This is a genomic window from Mesorhizobium sp. BR1-1-3 (genome assembly GCF_020165455.1).
Classification (GTDB): Bacteria; Pseudomonadota; Alphaproteobacteria; order Rhizobiales; family Rhizobiaceae; genus Mesorhizobium; species Mesorhizobium ciceri.
This window is the reverse complement of record NZ_JAIUIC010000006.1, coordinates 357,798-377,799: the sequence shown is the minus strand read 5'-3', so window position 1 is coordinate 377,799 and position 20,002 is coordinate 357,798. Positions and strand designations below refer to the sequence as shown.

Below are 20,002 nucleotides of genomic sequence, written 5' to 3'. Positions count from 1 at the left end.
GCCTCAGCCCGCCTGATAAGGTGCCAGAACCGCCGCGGCGGGCGCGGATTTGAAGAAGTATGCCATGGCATCGGCTTGCCTGGCGGCCGACAGCGAGGCGCGGCTGAGCCAGGGCGCCCAGGCGCCGGGCCGCAGCGCATATTGTTCGCGGCGCCGGATGACGTTCCATTTCGCAGTGCGCGTCAGCAATTCATGCGTCAGCGCGGGCTGCTTTTCGTCGGCGACGAGCTGGTAGAGGAAATAGAACAGGTTCAGCGCGCCGGCCTCGAAGCTCGGCCGCGTCGCCGCCGGCAGCGACCGGATCTCCTCCTCCAGCGCGACGATGAAGTCGGCCGCACGGGCGACGGTGCCGTGGCTGACCGCATCGCCAATGTCGCGCAGGTCCCGCGTGGCCTGCGCCAGGCCCTCGCGCTCGAGGTTCTCAGCCACGATCCGCAAATGCGTCCTGCGCATCTCCTTGACGTGCCGGCTCGTCACGCTTGCCTCATGGACGCGGTAGACGACCAGGTTTTCGGGCATCATGGCTGCCGGGTAACGGCCGGCCAGCCGCCTGAAAAGATCGAAGTCCTCGGCATGCCGGTAGGCCTGGTCGTAGTGGAGAACGCTGTCGTCGATGACCTTCCTGTTATAGACGACCGTCGGGTGCATGAAGATCGTGAAGAACATCGCCAATACAGGGATGCGGCCGAACTGGAAGACCGGATCGGGCCTGCCCCTGGCGATGCGGCCGCGGATCAACATGTCGACGCCGGCGCCGCAGAAGCCCAGTTCGGGCCGCCGCTCGAACAGCGCCACCTGGCGCGACAAACGCCAGGGATAGGCGACGTCGTCGGCGTCCATCCGCGCGACCAGTTCGCCCCGGGCGATCGCCAGCCCTTCGTTGAGCGTCGCGACAAGGCCACGGTTTTCGCGCGAGATGATTGAAATGCGGCTGTCGGCCTTTTGGCATCGCTCGAGTATCTCGAGCGAATTGTCGGTCGAACCGTCATCGATCGCGATGATCTCCAGGCGACTGTGATCCTGCCGCAGGATGCTTCCCAGCGCGGCGGCGAGATAGGGACCGGCATTGTAGACCGGCAACAGGACGGAGACGAGCGGTGCGGCGGTCATCGTCTGGCATCCGTGCGTTGGAGTTCGAGCGCCGGTGTGCGGCCATCGGGCGATCCGCCAGCCGCCGTCGCGAGCCAGCCGCCATGGCTGCCCTGTGCGGAGCGGGTGCGCGCGACATAGGGGAAGTGGCGCTTCAGGCTGTTGAGCGGCCTCTCGAAAACCACCCAGGAAATCGAGGCCGCGACAATCGTGGCGGCGCTCGCAACCAGGAAACGCCCTGGCCCTTGCTCCGAGACGTTGAGCGGAATCCAGGGTTGCGCCTTGACGGCGAGCGACAGCAATATCGGATGATAGAGATAGACGCCGTAGCTGATGCGGCCGAGGCCAAGCAGCGGCGGCAGTTCGGCAAGCTTTCCCAAAGTGCCGCCAAGGCCGCGCGAACAGGCTGCGACGATGACCATCAGCGGCACCAGCGGCAGGACTTGCCGCACCAGCCAATGGGTCCATTCGAGCATCGGATCGGCGGGCGCAGGCACAAACCACTCGATGACAAGGAATGCGGCCGCGAAGGCAGGCCAGCTGAGCCGCATCCAGTGCGGCAGGGCCGCGCCCCTGGATCGCCAGCAGGCAAGCAGCGCGCCCGTCGCCAGCGCATCCATGGATGCCGGCGGCAGCAGGTCGCGCGCCAGCGCCGTGTTGGCGGTGAGCGGCCAGTAAAAGCGATAGGCCAGCGACAGCGCGATGACGCCGATGCAGATCTGTTCGAAGCGGCGGCGCGGGGCCAGCAGGACGACCAGCGGCCAGGCAAGATAGAACTGCTCCTCGATGCTCAAGCTCCAGAAATGGCACAGCACCCAAGGGTTCCAGTCATTGCGCAGCGCATACCAGAAATTCGACAGGTAAAGCGCATGCCAGACCAGCGATCCCCTGGATTGGTCCAGGTCGACCAGCCAGACGAAACCCAGGACGGCGAAATAGGGTGGAAATATCCGCAAGCCTCGCCTGATATAGAAGGATCGCAGCGCGGGACCGGTCTCGAATTCGGCGGCCGAACGCGCTTCCAGGAGCAGGCGCGTGATCAGGAAGCCGCTCAGCACGAAGAACAGCCGCACGCCGATATGGCCCCAGAATGAAGATCCTCCCGCGGCGAAGAAATGGGAATACAACACCATCGTCACGGCGATGGCTCTCAACGCATCCAGTTGGATGTCGCGTGCGCTTCCCATCAGCGGCATCCGCCAGCGTGATGGCCGCGACCAAGCCGCCAGCCGGCCGTTTCGAGCGGCAGGCCAAGGCGGACGAGACCCGCCAGAGCGCAGGCATCGTCAAACCTACGCTCGAAATCGACGGACGGGTGGCTCAAGCTGGTCAACCTGGCGGGATCCTCCACGGCGCATATCCAGTCGCAAACGAGTCCCCCAGGAGATCGTTCGGCTACGGCATTGTGCGGCGCAACACAAAAAATCTACCCAGCTGAAATACTTATGTGAGCAAGCGCTAAAAAAATGAGAAAACCGAGCGCTTCTCGTCAATTCTGGCGGTTTTTCTCAGAACTTAACGCTGTGGTTTAAATTTTGCCGATGTTCCCGCCTCGGTTGATTTGCGAGCTCGTGGCTTGAGAGCCTAGTTCTTTGTTAGATCACAGGAAATTCCGTAATCTATATTTTATCTATATGGATCCGGCCCTGGCTCCGTGAGAAATGATTTGGAACCATTAGCTTTGCGCGGTGCAGCATCGTCTCTGTTTTTCGTCGTTGCCACGCGCAACGCCCGTTACTCGGCTGACCGCCAACCCTCACACCGCGTCGAACACCACCGTCTGCTCCAGCCCGCCGCCCCGGCGGTTTTCCAGTGTTACCGTGCCTCCGTAGCGCTCGATGATTTCCTTGGCGATGGCGAGGCCAAGACCAGCTCCGGGGATCGATTGCAGGCGGCCGGGGTCGACGCGGAAAAAGGGCTCGAACGCCTTGTTCAGGAGTTCCGGGGGGATGCCCGGCCCATGGTCCGATATGGTCAGCACGGCGCGATTGTCGGTCGCGGCCAGGTCGATGCGGCACGCCTTGCCATGGGTGGCGGCGTTGACGATCAGGTTGCGCAAGGCGCGGCGCAGGCCGAGCGCGCCGGCGCGCACGCAAACCTTTTCCAGGTGCCCGATCGAGACGGCATGGCCGAGCGACACCATCTCGGCTTCGATATCGCGCACCGTCTTTGCCAGGTCCACCGCTTCGACGGCGTCCTGGTTGACCTCTTCGCGCACCAGGCGGATGGCGCTGTCGGCGATGCGATCGAGTTCGTCGAGGTCGTGAAGCCATTTGTCGCGTTCGTCGTCCAGGAATTCGGCGCGCAGCCGCATGCGCGTCATCGGCGTGCGCAGATCATGGCCGGCAGCCGCGACCAGCCGCATGCGGCTTTCCATGGCGGTCCGCAGCCGCGACGAGAGCTGGTTCAGCGCATGCGCGGTGGCCTTGACCTCGGCCGAACCCACTTCCGGCACCGCCGCCAGCACGCCATCCGATCCGATCTTGGAGACGGCGGCCTCCAGCATCTCAAGCGGGCGGATCAGCACCGAGGTGAAATAGACCGACACCGCCGTGGCGCCGGCCACGATCAGCGAGATCCAGCCGGCCAGAACCAGCCATTCGCGCCGCGGCGGCTTGAGGTGCGGCACCTCCATGATCGCCCAGCGGCTGTCAGGCAGGTGCATCGATGCGATCTGGCCGGGTTCGTCCGGCTTCTCGTTGACGACCGCGGGAAAGTCGAGGCCACGGCGGTGCAGGATGTCGTTGAGCATCGCCGTTTCGGCACGAGCCACCTTGCCGCCCGCCGGATGGTCGGCGAATTGCACCCGCAGGACGTCGGGGATCGGCCCCGGCAAGAGCCGCACCACCAGTTCCATCTGTTGGGCAATCCAGGGCACGGTCAGTTCCGGCGGCGGTCCGCCGCCGCGCACGCTGATGACGGCGGCGGTCGCCAGGCCGACGACGCCGACGATCGAGGCGACCAGCAGCAGGATGAGACGACGGCGCAGCGAATTCACGGGTGGCTCTCCACGGTCTCGACGCGCGCGGTGAGCTGGTAGCCGCCATTGCGCACGGTCTTGAACAGCGGCCCGTCGCCGGTGTCGGAAAATTTGCGGCGCAGCCGGCTCACCAGCACATCGACCGAACGCTCGAGCGGGTCACGCTCGCGGCCTTGCGTCAGGTCGAGAAGCTGGTCACGCGACAAAAGCCGGCCGGGGCGGTCGAGAAACACCTGCAAAAGGTCGAACTCTGCGCCGGTGAGGTCGACGGCCGCGCCTTGCGCGTCCGTGACCTTGCGGGTGTCCGGCTCCAGCCTGTAGCTGGCGAAGCGGTAGATGCGCGCGCGCGGCGGCGCGGGCGCATCCTCGGGCGTCGAGCGCCTGAGCACGGCGCGGATGCGGGCAATGAGCTCACGCGGGTTGAACGGCTTGCCGAGATAGTCGTCGGCGCCGAGTTCCAGGCCGATGATGCGGTCGACATCTTCTTTCAGCGCAGTCAGCAGGATGACCGGGGTGTGCGGCTTGCGGTCGCGCAAACCGCGGCAGATATCGAGCCCCGAGCCGTCCGGCAGCATCACGTCGAGCACGATCAGGTCGAATTGGCCGGAGCCAAGCCGTTGCTCGCATTCGCGCCGGTCCGCCGCCGCCGTGACGCGAAAGCCCTGGCTGTCGAGGTAACGCTGGAGAAGCGTCCTGATCTCGCGGTCGTCGTCGACGACGAGGATATGGGGTTGTGACTGCATGACCGTGCCGTTGCCGATGAATATTGGGACCCGTGATTGCAGGGGCTTGCCGCGATTATAGGAGAGCCGCGCCCGAGCGGCGTGGAAAATTGCAACCGAACGTTTCCGGCGGGCCATGGGAAACATTCGGAAACAAATTGCCCTTTTGCGGAAACCTTCGGCAACACGCCGACGCGAAGCGGACAAAGACGCTTCCTATCCTCTGAACCGTCCGAAGCATGAGAGAAAGGAACATCTTTATGCCAAGCAGACTTCTTGCGCTCGGCCTGTTTTCCCTCGCCGCAATTCACCCCGCGCTGGCGGCGCAGCCCGACCCCGGCGCCGGACCCGGTGAGCCGTCCCCTGTCATGGCCATGCAGGATGGGGCAGGCCACGGCCGGAATGGACCCGGCCCGCATGGACCGATGCGGCCTGGTTCGCAGGGTTTCGGCCCGCAAGGCTTTGGCCCCCGCCGCATGGGTCCGCCGCCGGAATTCATGCTGGCCGCCCGGCTCGCTGCGCTGGAGACCCGCGTCGGCATCCGCACCGAACAACTCGACGCCTGGCGCGACTACACCAGCGCGCTGCAGGCGGTGCTTTCGCAGCCTCGGCCTGACCGCGGGCGGCCCGTTGGTGCTGAAGCGAAGGACCCCGACGCAGCAGGCCCGGGCGGCAAGCCCGATCCCTTCGCATTCCAGGAAAAGCTGGCCGACGAAGTTACCGCCCGCGCGGTTTCGGCCGGCAGACTGAAGGAGGCGATCGCTGAACTGCGCGCCAAGCTGACGCCCGAACAACTCGAACTCCTCGCTTCGGCGGAACGTGCCCATGGATCACCCCCCGGTCCCTGGGGCGGTCCGCCGAACGATGCAGCCGGCCCCAGAGGCCTGCCCAACGATGGCAGGCAGCTCCCGCCCCAGCCCGGGAACGACGAGCAACTCTGACCGACTGCACCGGCCGGCCCGGTACCCAACCCGTTCTCGGGTCGGCCGGTTCTCCGGGGATGGCGGGCGTATCTCCGCCATCCTCGTTTCGATCACGCCCAGTTCGAATCGCGCCAATTCGGAACCATGCCCAATTCGAACCCTGCAATGGAAGCACGACAATGTGGGAAGCCATGATCATGCTGCGGCTGCTCGCGTCCGCCAGCCCGAGGCTCTCGTTCGGTCCTGTCGGGCGAGGCATGCCGCTGGCCCCGCCGGTCGACACGCTGAAGGGCGCGATCCGCCTGAGTTTCGCCGCCTGGCGGTTGTCGCTCCCGCTGTCGCAGCCGCTCGACAACCATGGGCATCATGACCGCAAGATCGCGTGAATTCCGGCAAGGCGCTTGGCATGTCCTCGCTGATCGGCATAATGATGTTGGTGGGCATCGCGGCCGGCTACTCGACCTTCGAGCAGCTCCGGCCGCCGAGAAGGAGCGCGACATGAGCCGCTTCGAAGCATTGCTCGTCGCCGCCCGCAGACCGGCGCGGCCCACCATCAAGATATCGGCCGGCATGCCTCGACCAAGCGGTCGATTGCCCGCGCCCGCAACTCCAGCGAAAGATCATTCAGTCCATGTCTATCCAGCCTAGCCCGTCTTTGCAGCCGGCACGCCGTCTGGCGCCCTGGACCGCGATGTTCGCATCCGCCTTTCTGCTGGCGGCCTGCTCGCAGGAGAGCAGCGCCCCCGCAGGCATGGGCGCGCCCGGCAAACCGGAAGTCGGCGTCGTCACCCTGCATCCGCAATCGGTGGCGATCACCGCCGAACTGTCGGGACGCACGGCGGCCTCGCTGGTTGCCGAAGTGCGCCCGCAGGTGAACGGCATTATCCAGCAGCGCCTGTTCAAGGAGGGCAGCGAGGTGGCGGCTGGACAGCCGCTCTACCTCATCGATCCGGCGAGCTACAAGGCGTCCTACGACAGCGCGGTCGCCGCACAGCAGAAGGCGGAAGCGGCGGTGCCTACGGCGCAGGCCAAGTTCGACCGTTATGCCGGCCTGTTGAAGCAGAACGTTGTTTCCAAACAGGATTATGACGATGCCGCCGCCACGCTGGCGCAGGCGCAAGCCGATGTCGCCTCGGCCAAGGCCAGTGCCGAGACGGCGCGCATCAGCCTCGACCGGACCTCCATCACGGCACCGATCGCCGGGCGCATCGACAAGTCCACGCTGACGCCGGGCGCGCTGGTGACCGCGAACCAGGACACGGTGCTGACCACCATCCGTGCCCTCGATCCGATCAATGTCGACGTCACGCAGTCGAGCACCAACCTGCTCAATCTGCGCCAGGCGATCTCGGAAGGGCGGCTGAAGTTCAGCGGGCCCAATGTCAGCGTGAAGCTGAAGCTCGAGAACGGCACCATCTACACGCAGACCGGCAAGCTGGAATTCGCCGGCGCCAATGTCGACCAGACCACCGGCACCTTTGCGCTCAGGGCCGAGTTCCCCAATCCCGACCGCCTGCTTCTGCCCGGCATGTATGTGCGGGCACTGGTCGAGGAGGGCGTTGCCCAGAACAGTTTCCTGGTGCCGCAGCGTGCCGTCAGCCGCAACACCAAGGGCGAGGCCACCGCCATGGTCATCAATGCGCAGGGCAAGGTCGAGACGCGCGTGCTCGCCGTGCGCAACAGCGTCGGCAACAACTGGCTGGTGGATTCGGGTGTCGGCGACGGCGACCGCGTCATCGTCGAGGGCATGCAACTGGTGCGCCCCGGCGGCGATGCGACGGGTGTCGAAGTGACGATCGACGAGACGACCGGCGAGGTCAAGGACCGCGGGCAGAGCACGTCCGCCGCACCGGCCGCGTCCAATGCGGCGAAACCGGCGCCTGCCGCCGCGACCGGGAACTGAGCGATGTCACTATTCTTCATCAACCGGCCGATCTTCGCCTGGGTGATCGCCATCGTGATCATGCTGGGCGGCCTCCTGGCGCTCACCTCGCTGCCGATCTCGCAATATCCGCAGATTGCGCCGACGACAGTCAACATCAGCGCCACCTATCCGGGCGCCGACGCGCAGACGGTCGAGAACTCGGTGACCAAGGTCATCGAGCAAGGCATGACCGGTATCGACAATCTCGACTACATGACGGCGACGTCGACCTCGACCGGTTCGGCCTCGATCACGCTGACCTTCACCACAGCGGCCGATCCCGATACCGCCCAGGTGCAGACGCAAAACAAGCTGCAGCTGGTGCAGTCGCAGCTGCCGCAGGTGGTGCAGAGCAACGGCATCACCGTCTCCAAATCCTCGACCGGCTTCCTGATGGTCATCGGCTTCGTCTCGACCGACGCCAAGATGAACTCGACCGATCTCGCCGACTATGTCGACGCCACCGTCAACGACACGCTGAAGCGCGTCGAAGGCGTCGGCTCGACGCAGCTGTTCGGCTCCGGCTATGCCATGCGCATCTGGCTCGATCCGGACCAGCTCGCCAAATATGCCCTGATGCCGAGCGATGTGGCGACCGCCATCGAGGCACAGAACACGCAGGTTTCGGCCGGCCAGCTCGGCGGCCTGCCGGCGCGCAAGGGCCAGCAGCTCAATGCCACGGTGACGGCCAAGAGCCGGCTGCAGACCGCCGAACAGTTCCGCAACATCATCCTGAAGAGCCAGACCGACGGCTCGCTGGTCCGCCTCAACGATGTCGCCACCGTCGAACTCGGCGCCGAAAGCTACACGACGCAGGCCAATTACAACGGCAAGCCGGCGGCCGGCGTCGCCGTCAATCTGGCGACCGGCGCCAACGCCATCAACACCGCCGAAGCGGTGCGTTCGACGATCGCCCGGCTGAGCTCGACCTTCCCGCAAGGGGTCGAGGTCGTCTATCCCTACGACACCTCGCCTTTCGTGCGGCTGTCGATCGAGGAGGTGGTCAAGACGCTGGCCGAAGCGATCGTGCTGGTGTTCCTGGTGATGTTCATCTTCCTGCAGAATTTGCGCGCCACCATCATCCCGACGATCGCCGTGCCGGTGGTGCTGCTCGGCACGTTCGGCGTGCTGTCGCTGTTCGGCTATTCCGTCAACACACTGACCATGTTCGCCATGGTGCTGGCCATCGGCCTCTTGGTCGACGACGCCATCGTCGTCGTCGAGAATGTCGAACGCGTGATGCAGGAGGAAGGCCTGTCGCCGAAGGAGGCGACGCGCAAGTCGATGCACGAAATCACCGGCGCGCTGATCGGCATCGCCACGGTGCTTTCGGCCGTGTTCGTGCCGATGGCTTTCTTCGGCGGCTCGACCGGCATCATCTACCGGCAATTCTCGGTGACCATCGTCTCGGCGATGGTGCTGTCCGTGCTGGTCGCCCTTGTGCTGACGCCCGCACTTTGCGCCACCATCCTGCGGCCGCCCAAGGACCATGCGACGCAGACCGGCCCGTTCGGCTGGTTCAACCGTGTCTTCGACCGCGGCACGCTTGCCTACCGCGACGGCTCGCACGGCATCATCAACCGATCCTGGCGCTTCCTCGTCGTGTTCCTGGCCATCGTCGTTGCCGTGGGCTGGATGTTTGCCCGGCTGCCGAGCTCGTTCCTGCCGGAAGAGGACCAGGGCATCCTGATCACCAGCGTGCAGCTGCCGGTCGGCGCGACGCAGGATCGCACGGAGCGCGTGCTGGCAGAAGTGACCGACCATTATCTCAACCAGGAGAAGGACGTCGTCGACGGGGTGTTCACCGCCTCCGGCTTCGGCTTCGGCGGCGCAGGGCAGAATGTCGGCATCGCTTTCGTGCGGCTGAAGGATTTCGACCTGCGCAAATCGCCGGCTTCCGCCGCGCAGGCCATCGCCGGCCGGGCGATGGGCGCGTTTTCGAAGATCAGGGACGCGCAAGTCTTCGCGCTCGCGCCTCCCGCCATCCAGGGCTTCGGCAACACCAACGGCTTCGACTTCTACCTGCAGGACGTCAACGGCGCCGGCCATGACGCGCTGATCCAGACGCGCAACCAGCTTCTGGCCCTGGCCGGGCAGAACAAGATGCTCGCCAACACAAGGCCCAACGGCCAGGAAGACCAGCCGCAATTCTCGGTCGATATCGACCAGGAGAAGGCCAGCGCGCTGGGCGTCAGCCTGGCCGACATCAACAACACGCTTTCCACCGCCTGGGGCAGCGATTACGTCAACGACTTCATCGATCGCGGGCGGGTGAAACCGGTCTATCTGCAGTCGGACCCGAACTTCCGCATGCAGCCGGAAGATTTGGACAAATGGCAGGTCCGCAACGCCAGCGGCGCCATGGTGCCGTTCTCTGCCTTTGCCTCCAGCCACTGGACATTCGGCTCGCCCAGGCTGGAGCGCTACAATGGGTCGGCGGCGGTCGAGATCCAGGGCGCGGCGGCCACGGGCGTCAGCTCGGGTGCCGCCATGGACGAGATCGACAAGCTCGTCGCGCAACTGCCCGCCGGCTATTCGCACGAGTGGACCGGGCTGTCGCACCAGGAGAAGCTTTCCGGCAACCAGGCGCTGTCGCTGTATGCGATTTCGGCACTTGTGGTGTTCCTGTGCCTGGCCGCACTTTATGAGAGCTGGTCGATCCCGTTCGCGGTCATGCTGTCGGTGCCGATCGGCATCTTCGGCGCGCTGCTGGCGGCCAGCCTGTTCGGCCAGTCCAACGACGTTTATTTCAAGGTCGGCCTTTTGACCACGATCGGTCTCGCCGCCAAGAACGCCATCCTCATCGTCGAGTTCGCCATCGAGCGGCAAGCCGCCGGGATGGGGCTGGTCGAGGCGACGCTGGAGGCGGCGCGACAACGGCTGCGGCCGATCCTGATGACGTCGCTGGCCTTCATCCTCGGTGTGCTGCCGCTGGCGATCGCCAGCGGTGCGGGCTCGGGCGCGCAGAACTCGGTCGGCATCGGCGTGATGGGCGGCATGATCGCGGCGACGGTGATCGGCGTCTTCCTGGTGCCGCTATTGTTCGTCACGGTGCGGCGCATCTTCAAGGGCAGGGCGGCCAAACCAGATACGGGCGAGACGCCGGTGACGGCCACCCAGCAATAAGGAAACTTCACATGACAGGTTTGGAACGTGGCTCGGTGGCCGCGAGGCGGCTTCTTGCGCCTATGCTCACCGCTGTCCTGCTCGCGGGATGCGTCGTCGGTCCGGATTATCAGACACCGATAATGGCAATGCCGGCGAATTGGAGCGGCCAGAAGCCGACAAAGCCTGCCCAGCCGGCACGACTGTCAAAATGGTGGCAGCGGCTACGCGATCCCGAGCTGAACACGCTTGTCGAGGAAGCGGTTGCCGGCAATCTCGATGTCGCCACCGCCAAGGCAAAAATCCGCGAGGCGCGCGCCAGCTATCGCCAGAGTGCCGGCACATTGCTGCCTTCGGCCGACGGCTCCGGCTCGGCCTCCCGCAACAAGTCGGCCGAGACCACATCAGGCTCTGACGCCACCTACAGCGAGTACCAGGCCGGCTTCGATGCAAGCTGGGAGCTCGACCTGTTCGGCGCCAACCGGAGGGGCGTAGAGGCCGCGCGCTACGGGCTGAACGCCTCGCAGGAGGAACTGCGCTCGACGCTTCTCACCCTGGTCGGCGATGTCGCTTCCTATTATACTCAGGCGCGCGGCTACCAGGCCCGCATCGCGCTCGCCCGTCGTTCGGCCGCGTCGCAAAGACAGACCGCCGAACTTACCCGCACCATGGCGCAGGCGGGCACGGCGACCGCCGCCGATGTCGCCAAGGCGATGGGGCAGGCAGCGAGCACCGAAGCCGCCGTTCCGACGCTGGAGGCAAGTTATACGCAGGCCGTGCATCGTCTCGCGGTGTTGGCCGGCCGGCCGCCTGCCTCGCTCAACGAGCGGCTGAAGCGGGTCGCGCCCATTCCTGCACCGCGCCTGCCGATGCCCACCGGAATTCCCGCCGACCTCCTGCTATCGCGGCCCGATTTGCGCATGGCGGAGCGCCAATATGCGCAATATACCGCCAAGATCGGCCAGGCCGAAGCCGCCCGCTATCCATCGGTCAGCCTGACGGGAGACATCAGCACGGCGGCGCTGAAGCTTGGCGATCTCGGCAAGAATTCGTCGATCGGCTGGTCGTTCGGGCCGACGCTGAGTGTGCCGCTGTTCAATGCCGGCCAATTGCAGGCGGCCGTCGAGGTCGCCAAGGCGCAACGCGATCAGTATTTCATCGCTTACCGGTCTTCGGTGCTGACGGCGCTCGAGGATGTCGAGAACGCGCTGGTGCTGTTGTCGCAGGAGCGCATCCGGATCGGCAAGCTCGCCTCGTCCGCGAAGTCCTATGGCGAGGCGGCAAGTCTCGAAGGCACGCTCTACAAGGCCGGCGAGACAAGCCTCCTCGACGTGCTCGACGCCCAGCGCTCGCTCTATTCGGCCGAGGACTCGCTGCTGCAAAGCCGCGTCCTGCTGGCGACCAACTACATCGCCCTCAACAAGGCGCTCGGCGGCGGCTGGGATGGCGCGGTCGACAGCGCCAAGCCGGAGATCGTCGACGTCAAGGCCGGTCCACGGCTGGCGTCGAAGCCGGCCTCCTGAGGCGCTCTCAGGCAGCGGCGTCAATTCGGCAGACACGCCGCCATCGCCGATGCGGGGCGTGAAAATGCGGACTCCATGTTTGGCGATGGCGGGGTGATCGCATCGCTGTTATTGATGGTGCCCACACAGCATAGGCGCCGCAGATGACATCCGATACACAGAAGGCCGAAGCGGTCGGGCAGCTGCTCGAAACGCCGGACCTTGCCAGCGCGCTCGAAAGCGAACAGTTCAAGAAGTTCCTCGACCAGGTGCCGATCGCCATTGCCGTCTCGGACCTGGGTTCGAAGGAGCGTGTCGTCTATGCCAATCCGGAATTCGAGAAACTGTCCGGCCTCAAGGCGGCGATGCTCGCTCGCCAACACTGGGCGGCGCTTTCCGGCACCGGCCTGCACAAGCAGAAGGACCGGCCGCTGTTCGAGGCCGTGGTCGAGGACACTGATTTCATCGGCACGTTCCGGCTGGAGCGGAAGGAAGGCCAACCGACTATCGTCGACGTCTATTCCAACGTCATCGAGGACGACAATGGCAAGGCCTGCTTCCGGCTGGTGGCGCTGGTCGACGTTTCGGCCCATGGCGAAACCGAAGATGCGCGATCGATCGACGAGCGCATCCGTGAGAAGGACACGCTGCTGCGCGAACTCCAGCACCGGGTGAAGAACAATCTGCAGATGATCACCGCGCTGATCCGGATGGAGACGCGCAACGCGGCCGAACCGGACCAGAAGCGTTTCGAGAGGCTGGCGGGGCGCGTCGATGCGCTGGCGATCCTCTACCAGACGCTGTCGGGGGACGATGGCAAGGATGAGGTCGATCTTGGTGTCTATCTCAGCCAGATCGCGTCGGCGGTCATGAACTCGCATGCGGTCGAGGGCATCCGCCTCGACATGAAGGTCGACACCTATCCGGTGTCGATCAATGTCGCCATGCCGACCGGGCTGGTGGTGAACGAACTTTTGACCAATGCGCTCAAACATGCCTTCCAGGGGCGCGACGGCGGTACGATCACGCTGCACAGCATCGTTGACGGCGATGGCTGCCGCATCGTGGTCGCCGATGACGGCATTGGCCTGCCGGACGGCGAGAGCTGGCCCAAGCGCGGCAAACTCGGCGCGCTGATCGCCCGCTCGCTGACCGAGAATGCCAAGGCGGAGTTCGACGTGACGTCGAGCGCCGGCGAGGGCACGCGGGTGACCATCCTGTTCAAGCGCTCGGCTGCCACCGCAGCTTAGCGCGCGCGGGAGCCAAGCGGCATAGGTGGCCGTCTCCGCTTGGCTGATCTTCGACCTACTCATGACGGCCTTGCCTTCCCCGCTATCTCCCCTCGCGTCAATGCCCCTACTCCAGCGGCAGGGGAGGGTGAAACCCAGGTGCATCGACGCCAGTCGCAAGCCGCGCTTTGCCGTGCTTGACAGGCTTAATTAATTTATTAACATTAGAAAATAATAGGGAGGAAGAATGGGCGCGCACCACGGAGCGATCCTGCGAATCCTGCGCGACGACGGTCCGCAGTCGCGCGCCGAACTGGCGCGGCGCACCTCGCTGTCACCCACCGCCCTGACCCATCTGACGGCCCATCTCCTGCGGGAAGGCACCGTGGTCGAGCTCAACCAGGCCACTGCCGGCGATGCACCCGTCGGCCGGCCGGCGATCGGCGTCGCGCTGGTGCCCGACGCCCTGTCCGTGGTTGGCGTGCACATTGGCGCGGGAACGATCGACGCGACCATCACCGACCTCAGGGCCGCCTCGAAAGCCATGGCCTCGCAGCATTTCGACACCGCCACCAGCGAACCCGCTGCGGTGATCGGCATGGTGGTGCGGATCGTCGAGCAATTGATCAAGAAGACCGGCGTCGACCGTTCGCGCCTGATCGGCCTGGGGCTCGGCGTGCCGGGACCGGTGGACACCAAGCGCCGCCGCAACCTGCAGTCGGTCAATTACGACTGGAAGGACGTGCCGTTCGCCGACGAGCTCGAAACGGCGCTGCGCATGCCGGTGGTGGTCGAGCACAATGTCAGCGCGATGGCGCTGGCGGAATCGCGCTACGGCATCGGGCGCGACACGACCGCGCTGCTCTACATCTATCTGCGCACCGGGCTCGGCGCCGGCCTGGTGATCAACGGCATGCCGTTCCGTCCCGGCGGCTACGGGGCCGTCGAGCTCGGCCATGTCCAGGTGGTCGAGGATGGCGAGCGTTGCGCCTGCGGCAATGTGGGCTGCCTGGAGACATTCCTGTCCGAACGCGCGCTGGCCCGCGCCGCCCATATCGACACGCCTCATCCCAGGCGCCTGCTGGCCGCGGTGGAGAAATACCCCGACGTCTGGAACGCGGCGCTCCGGCATCTGACGACGGCCATAGCGACGGCGACCAATTTGCTCAATCCCGATCTGATCGTCTTTGGCGGTCACCTGGCCGAAGCCCCGGAAAGCTTCATCGATCATATAAGGCGGGGCGTTCCGCCACGCGTCCTGCCGCCGATGCGCGACGTGCTGCGGGTCGAGCGGTCGAGCCTTGGCCCAGGTGCCGGCGCCATCGGTGCTGCTGCGGCGGCGCTCGACCATTTTTTCTATTCGGGGGTGTCGCGATGAGCGAAGCGTCGAAGACGACACGCTCCGGCGGCGGCTCGAACGAGGATCGGGGTATCGACTATCGCGGTCTCGCGCTCAATCTCTGCGGGCTCGTCGCCGGCATCGCCATCTGGTGGGTGCTGACGGCGGGCGGCGCGGTGGGCCTGCCGCCACCGCCACAGGTTGCGTCCAGGTTTATCGATCTGATTGCAAACGGGCAGCTCGCCACCGACATCATGTCGAGCCTTGCTCGGGTGATGACCGGCTTTCTCCTCGGCGTCATCCTGGCGATCCCGGTCGGCTTCGTCATGGGCTGGTACAAGGTCGCGCGCTCGCTTATCGAGCCGTACCTGCAGTTCTTCCGCATGATCCCGCCGCTGGCCATCATTCCGCTGGCGATCGTAACGATGGGCATCGACGAGACGCCAAAGATCTTCGTCATCTTCCTGGCCTCCTTCCTGGCCAGCGTCGTTGCCACCTATCAGGGCGTCATCAGCGTCGACAAGACGATGATCAACGCCGCGCGCGTGCTCGGCGCCAAGGACATGACCATCTTCCTGCGCGTCATCATTCCCGCATCGACGCCGTTCATCCTGGTCGGCGTGCGCATCGGCCTCGGCTCGGCCTGGGCGACGCTGGTGGCCGCCGAACTGATCGCCGCGCAGGCCGGCCTCGGTTTCCGCATGCAGCAGGCGCAACTCTACTACGACCTGCCGACCATCTTCGTCAGCCTGATCACCATCGGCCTTCTCGGCCTTGCCATGGATCGCATCCTTTTGGTGATCGAGCGCCGGCTGACCGTCTGGCAGGAGCGCGTGTGATGCCGCCCAAGATCGTCTTCGACAAGGTCACGCGCCGGTTCGACCTCAAGGACAATGCCTTCGTCGCGCTTGACCGGCTGTCGCTCGACATCGCCGACGGCGAATTCGTCACCGTCGTCGGTCCGTCCGGCTGCGGTAAGTCGACCGCGCTCAACATCGCGGCCGGCCTGCTGAAGCCGAGCGAGGGCACCGTGCTGGTCGATGGCAAGGCGGTCGAGGGGCCGGGTCCGGAGCGCGGCATGATCTTCCAGCAATACGCGCTGTTTCCCTGGCTCACCGTACGCCAGAACGTCGAGTTCGGGCTGCGCATCAAGGGCGAGGAAGCTTCGCGCCGCCGGCAGATCGCCGAGCGTTTCATCGATCTCGTCGGCCTTGGCGACTTCGCCGACGCGCTGCCGAAGACGCTTTCGGGCGGCATGAAGCAGCGTTGCGCGATCGCCCGGGCCTATGCGGTCGATCCCTCGATCCTTTTGATGGACGAGCCCTTCGGGGCGCTCGACGCACTGACCCGCGTGCAGCTCCAGGACCAGTTGCTCGACACCTGGAGCCGGGAGCGGCGCACCGTGATGTTCATCACCCACGATGTCGACGAGGCGGTCTACCTCGCCAACCGCGTCATCGTCATGGCGGCGCGGCCCGGCAGGCTGAAGGAGATCATCGACGTCGGCCTGCCTTACCCAAGAACCGAGGAAATCCGGCTTTCGGCGGAGTTCATGAGCATCCGCAACCGCGTCTGGCAAGCCGTTTACCACCAGTAACAGTGACAGGAGGAGAGTATGGTGACACTGACAAGACGTAACCTCATCGCATCATCGGCGGCACTTGCCGCGTTCGCTGCCTCTGGCATCCGTGCCGGAGCGGCGGGAACGGCGGCACGCATCGGCTACAACGGCGATTTCTGGGGCGCCAGCGTTGCCGGGGTCGCGGCCGACCAGGGCTTCTATGCCAAGCACGGCGTCGATGCCGATATCAAGGTCTTCACCAACGGCCCCATCCAGGTCCAGGCGCTTGGCGCCAACAGCCTGGAATTCGGCTATCTCGGACCGGGCGCGCTGTGGCTGCCGGCGAGCGGCAAGGCCAAGATCATCGCCGTCAACGATGTCGGCTTCTCGGACCGGGTGATCGCCCAAGCCGGCATCACGTCCATCGCCGGCCTCAAGGGCAAGAAGGTCGCGATCGCGGCCGGCACCTCGGGCGACATGCTGTTGCGGCTGGCGCTGCGCAAGGCCGGTATGGCGATGACCGACCTCGACATCGTGCAGATGGACCCGAGCACCATCGTGGCGGCCTTCGCCTCCAAGCAGGTCGACGCGGCCGGCATCTGGTATCCGTTCGTCGGCATCATCCAGAAGAGCGTTCCCGATCTGATGGAACTGGCCAAGAACGACGACTTCTATCCGCAGACCACATTTCCGAGCGTCTTCATTGCCCGCAACGATTTGGTCGAGGGCAATCCCGATCTCGTCCGCAACGTGGTGCGCGCCATCAAGGACGCGCAGGATTTTCGTGCCGCCAACCAGGACAAGGCGATCGAGATCACCTCCAAGCTGCTCGGCATTCCGGCCGACCAGCTGAAGACGGAGGCCGGCTATGGCCGCTTCATGACCTCGGCCGAACTGATCAAGCTGACCAAGGACGGCACCGTGAACGGCTGGTTCTCGACGATGAACGACCTGTTCAAGACCTTCGGCAAGCTCGAGACCTCGCTCGATCCCAAGGACTATTATCTGGGCGATCAATACATTTCGGCCTGACGGCCATCTTGAAATCGCCCCTTGCAAACCGCAAGCCCCGGCAGCGAACCGGGGCCTGTTTCCTGACAATCACAGCAGCGACGAGCCATCCATGAACGTTCTCTATATCGACATCGACAGCCTCAGGCGCGACCACCTCGGCTGCTACGGCTATCATCGCAACACCTCTCCCGTCATCGACAGCCTTGCCGGCGAGGGCATCCGCTTCGAGAACGTCTATGTGTCCGATGTGCCTTGCCATCCGTCGCGCACGGCGCTGTGGAGCGGCCGCCACGGAATGCGGACCGGCGTGGTCGGCCATGGCGGCACCGCCTGCGAGCCGTTCCGCGAAGGCGCCGAGCGAGCCTGGGCCGGCACCTTCTACGAGGAAGGCTGGATGCGGGCGCTGCGCGATCTCGGCTACCACACCACGACCATCAGCAGTTTTGGCGAACGGCATGGCTGCTGGCATTGGTATGCCGGCTTCAACGAGATCATCAATCCCGGCAAGGCCGGCATGGAGAACGCCGACGAGGTTTCGGGCCTGGCGATCGACTGGCTGAAGCGCAATGGCTCGGCAAAAAAGTGGTTCCTGCATGTCAATGTCTGGGACCCGCACACGCCCTATCGCGCGCCGGACGCTTTCGGCGACCCCTTCGCCGACCAGCCGCTTCCCGACTGGATGACCAGGGCGGTATTCGAGAAGAGCCATGCCGGCTACGGCCCGCACAGCCCGCAGGAACCCTCGGGCTTCGGCGTCGAGCCGGGCGGATCGAAATACCGGCGCATGCCGTCGCCGATCAGCGACATGGACACCGTCAAGGCTTGGTTCGACGGCTACGACACCGGCGTGCTGTATGCCGATTATCATGTCGGTCTCATCGTCGAGGAGTTGAAGCGGCAAGGCCTGTTCGACGACACGATCATCGTCATCGGCGCCGATCATGGCGAAAACCTCGGCGAGCTCAACGTCTGGGGTGATCATCAGACGGCCGACGAATTCACCTGCAACGTGCCGCTGGTCATCCGCTGGCCCGGCGCCGAGGACATGCGCGGCGTCAATGGCGGCCTTCACTATCATTTCGACTGGGCCGCCACGCTGATCGACCGGCTCGGCGGCAACGTTCCGGCGCTTTGGGACGGGCGCTCCTTTGCACCGGCGCTTGCCGCGAAGGAGGAAGGTGGCCGCGATTTCCTGGTGCTGAGCCAGGGTGCGTGGGCGGTACAGCGCGGCGTGCGGTTCCGGCTCGGCGGGGCCGACTGGCTGATGCTGCGCACCTATCATGACGGCTACAAGGATTTCGGCCCGGTCAGCCTGTTCAATCTGAGTGAGGATCCGCATGAGCAGCATGATCTCTCAGGCTCCCGAAGCGATGTGGTCGATCATGCCAGCCGGCTGCTCGAGGACTGGCGCAGCGCCATGGCCATCCGCAGCGACAGCGATGTCGACCCGCTGGTGACGGTGATCCGGGAAGGCGGGCCGTTCCATTGCCTTGGCGAGTTGCCGGCCTATCTCGAAAGACTGCGCCGGACTGGCCGCACCGATGCGGCTGCGGCCCTCGAGCAGCGCCACCCGGCACCGCCGCCACGGCGCAAATCCCTGAACTGACCGGCCGGCGGCACTTGGCCGTGCCCTAGCAGCCAGTTGCCGCTGCCTCACGACAGGCCGGCCGGTTCGCCCTATCTCCATGCCGCCGGTCGGGTTTGGACCCGGCGATATGGAGGATGGGATCACGTGACATCGACGCCGATTGCCCGTCGCGAAGCGGCGCCCTTGCCTGTCGCGGCACTGATGGGCGCCATGGTGTCGATCCAGATCGGCGCCACCTTCGCCAAAGGCCTGTTCCCGCAGATCGGCGCGCAAGGGACGACGACGCTCAGGCTGGTCATCGGTGCGCTGATGCTGATCGCGGTGCTGCGGCCCTGGCAGATGCGGCCCTCGCGTGCCACCATGCCGTGGCTGGTCGCTTATGGGGTGACGCTCGCCGCCCTCAACCTCCTGTTCTACGCAGCGCTGGCCAGGATTCCGCTCGGCATCGCGGTGGCGCTGGAGTTTACCGGCCCGCTTCTGGTGGCGACCTTGACTTCGCGGCGCGCCAGCGACTTTGCCTGGATCGCGCTGGCGGTGGCCGGCATCCTGCTGTTGTCGCCCTTCGTTCGTTCCCTCGCGCCGCTTGATCCGATCGGGGTGATGCTGGCGCTGGCGGCCGGCGGCTTCTGGGCGCTCTACATCGTGCTGGCCCAGAAGGCCGGCGCGGAGCTTGGCACCCGCACCACCGCCTACGGAATGGCCATCGCCGCCGTGCTGGTGCTGCCCTTCGGTGTCGCCCAGGCGGGATCCGCGCTGCTGGCGCCGTCGATCCTGGTCAGCGCGCTGCTGGTCGGCCTGTTTTCCAGCGCGCTGCCATTCTTCCTGGAGATGGTGGCGCTGACCCGCATGCCGGCGCGCATCTACGGCACGCTGACCTGCCTGGAGCCTGGGCTTGGTGCACTGGCCGGCTTCCTGTTCCTGCATGAAAGCCTGACCGCGACGCAACTGGCCGGGATCGCTGCCGTTGTTGTCGCCGCCTTCGGCACGGCGCTGACATCACGGCCGCCGGTTCCATCGCCGGAGTAG

The 20,002-nt window shown here is 65.4% G+C and carries 16 protein-coding genes; 12 read left to right on the top strand and 4 right to left on the bottom strand.

Going from position 1 to position 20,002, the window contains the following annotated elements:
• Nucleotides 1–3: 3 nt before the first annotated feature.
• From LB559_RS16705 to LB559_RS16690, 4 genes are all read right to left on the bottom strand, one after another.
• Entirely contained in the window at nt 4–1,110 is a 1,107-nt protein-coding gene (locus tag LB559_RS16705; RefSeq protein WP_224621217.1) for a glycosyltransferase family 2 protein, read from the bottom strand.
• Entirely contained in the window at nt 1,107–2,276 is a 1,170-nt protein-coding gene (locus LB559_RS16700) for an acyltransferase family protein (RefSeq protein ID WP_127369751.1), read from the bottom strand. Before LB559_RS16700 ends, LB559_RS16705 begins: the two co-directional genes overlap by 4 nt.
• 569 nt (nt 2,277–2,845) lie before the next feature.
• Nucleotides 2,846–4,087, bottom strand: coding sequence for an ATP-binding protein (locus LB559_RS16695; RefSeq protein WP_224674530.1), 1,242 nt, complete (start codon nt 4,085–4,087; stop codon nt 2,846–2,848).
• Entirely contained in the window at nt 4,084–4,812 is a 729-nt protein-coding gene (locus LB559_RS16690) for a response regulator (protein ID WP_224621213.1), read from the bottom strand. The genes LB559_RS16695 and LB559_RS16690 overlap by 4 nt, the downstream gene beginning before the upstream one ends.
• A gap of 239 nt (nt 4,813–5,051) precedes the next feature.
• Here LB559_RS16690 and LB559_RS16685 point away from each other — a divergent pair, with 239 nt between their 5' ends.
• The 12 genes from LB559_RS16685 to LB559_RS16630 all read left to right on the top strand — a co-directional run bounded on the left by LB559_RS16685 (nt 5,052) and on the right by LB559_RS16630 (nt 20,002).
• Nucleotides 5,052–5,732, top strand: coding sequence for a hypothetical protein (locus tag LB559_RS16685; protein WP_224674529.1), 681 nt, complete (start codon nt 5,052–5,054; stop codon nt 5,730–5,732).
• A 161-nt stretch (nt 5,733–5,893) separates the two neighbouring features.
• Nucleotides 5,894–6,100: a hypothetical protein gene (locus LB559_RS16680; RefSeq protein WP_024501678.1), complete on the top strand. Its 207-nt coding sequence runs from the start codon at nt 5,894–5,896 to the stop codon at nt 6,098–6,100.
• Between the two features lie 245 nt (nt 6,101–6,345).
• Complete coding sequence (locus LB559_RS16675; RefSeq protein WP_063168601.1) at nt 6,346–7,617, top strand: efflux RND transporter periplasmic adaptor subunit; 1,272 nt, start codon at nt 6,346–6,348, stop codon at nt 7,615–7,617.
• 3 nt (nt 7,618–7,620) lie between these two features.
• Nucleotides 7,621–10,764, top strand: coding sequence for an efflux RND transporter permease subunit (locus tag LB559_RS16670; protein ID WP_224674528.1), 3,144 nt, complete (start codon nt 7,621–7,623; stop codon nt 10,762–10,764).
• An 11-nt stretch (nt 10,765–10,775) separates the two neighbouring features.
• Complete coding sequence (locus LB559_RS16665; RefSeq protein ID WP_127369601.1) at nt 10,776–12,266, top strand: efflux transporter outer membrane subunit; 1,491 nt, start codon at nt 10,776–10,778, stop codon at nt 12,264–12,266.
• Nucleotides 12,267–12,409: 143 nt separating this feature from the next.
• Nucleotides 12,410–13,495, top strand: a complete 1,086-nt coding sequence (locus LB559_RS16660; RefSeq protein WP_127366291.1) for a sensor histidine kinase — start codon at nt 12,410–12,412, stop codon at nt 13,493–13,495.
• Between the two features lie 226 nt (nt 13,496–13,721).
• Nucleotides 13,722–14,852 (top strand): ROK family transcriptional regulator, encoded by a 1,131-nt coding sequence (locus LB559_RS16655; RefSeq protein WP_027160785.1) that lies wholly within the window; start codon nt 13,722–13,724, stop codon nt 14,850–14,852.
• Complete coding sequence (locus LB559_RS16650; protein ID WP_224674527.1) at nt 14,849–15,652, top strand: ABC transporter permease; 804 nt, start codon at nt 14,849–14,851, stop codon at nt 15,650–15,652. The genes LB559_RS16655 and LB559_RS16650 overlap by 4 nt, the downstream gene beginning before the upstream one ends.
• Nucleotides 15,652–16,410 (top strand): ABC transporter ATP-binding protein, encoded by a 759-nt coding sequence (locus LB559_RS16645; protein WP_064994068.1) that lies wholly within the window; start codon nt 15,652–15,654, stop codon nt 16,408–16,410. The genes LB559_RS16650 and LB559_RS16645 overlap by 1 nt, the downstream gene beginning before the upstream one ends.
• Before the next feature lie 27 nt (nt 16,411–16,437).
• Entirely contained in the window at nt 16,438–17,406 is a 969-nt protein-coding gene (locus LB559_RS16640; protein WP_411970062.1) for an aliphatic sulfonate ABC transporter substrate-binding protein, read from the top strand.
• Nucleotides 17,407–17,497: 91 nt separating this feature from the next.
• Nucleotides 17,498–18,994, top strand: a complete 1,497-nt coding sequence (locus tag LB559_RS16635) for a sulfatase (RefSeq protein ID WP_224674525.1) — start codon at nt 17,498–17,500, stop codon at nt 18,992–18,994.
• Nucleotides 18,995–19,120: 126 nt separating this feature from the next.
• On the top strand, nt 19,121–20,002 hold the full coding sequence (locus tag LB559_RS16630) for an EamA family transporter (RefSeq protein ID WP_127370727.1): 882 nt from the start codon (nt 19,121–19,123) through the stop codon (nt 20,000–20,002).

Excerpts from the sequence above, each read along its gene's own strand:
- LB559_RS16705 (WP_224621217.1), bottom strand. The coding sequence starts at position 1,110 with ATGACCGCCGCACCGCTCGTCTCCGTCCTGTTGCCGGTCTACAATGCC.
- LB559_RS16700 (WP_127369751.1), bottom strand. The coding sequence starts at position 2,276 with ATGGGAAGCGCACGCGACATCCAACTGGATGCGTTGAGAGCCATCGCC.
- LB559_RS16690 (WP_224621213.1), bottom strand. The coding sequence starts at position 4,812 with ATGCAGTCACAACCCCATATCCTCGTCGTCGACGACGACCGCGAGATC.
- LB559_RS16685 (WP_224674529.1), top strand. The coding sequence starts at position 5,052 with ATGCCAAGCAGACTTCTTGCGCTCGGCCTGTTTTCCCTCGCCGCAATT.
- LB559_RS16680 (WP_024501678.1), top strand. The coding sequence starts at position 5,894 with ATGTGGGAAGCCATGATCATGCTGCGGCTGCTCGCGTCCGCCAGCCCG.
- LB559_RS16675 (WP_063168601.1), top strand. The coding sequence starts at position 6,346 with ATGTCTATCCAGCCTAGCCCGTCTTTGCAGCCGGCACGCCGTCTGGCG.
- LB559_RS16670 (WP_224674528.1), top strand. The coding sequence starts at position 7,621 with ATGTCACTATTCTTCATCAACCGGCCGATCTTCGCCTGGGTGATCGCC.
- LB559_RS16665 (WP_127369601.1), top strand. The coding sequence starts at position 10,776 with ATGACAGGTTTGGAACGTGGCTCGGTGGCCGCGAGGCGGCTTCTTGCG.
- LB559_RS16660 (WP_127366291.1), top strand. The coding sequence starts at position 12,410 with ATGACATCCGATACACAGAAGGCCGAAGCGGTCGGGCAGCTGCTCGAA.
- LB559_RS16655 (WP_027160785.1), top strand. The coding sequence starts at position 13,722 with ATGGGCGCGCACCACGGAGCGATCCTGCGAATCCTGCGCGACGACGGT.
- LB559_RS16650 (WP_224674527.1), top strand. The coding sequence starts at position 14,849 with ATGAGCGAAGCGTCGAAGACGACACGCTCCGGCGGCGGCTCGAACGAG.
- LB559_RS16645 (WP_064994068.1), top strand. The coding sequence starts at position 15,652 with ATGCCGCCCAAGATCGTCTTCGACAAGGTCACGCGCCGGTTCGACCTC.
- LB559_RS16635 (WP_224674525.1), top strand. The coding sequence starts at position 17,498 with ATGAACGTTCTCTATATCGACATCGACAGCCTCAGGCGCGACCACCTC.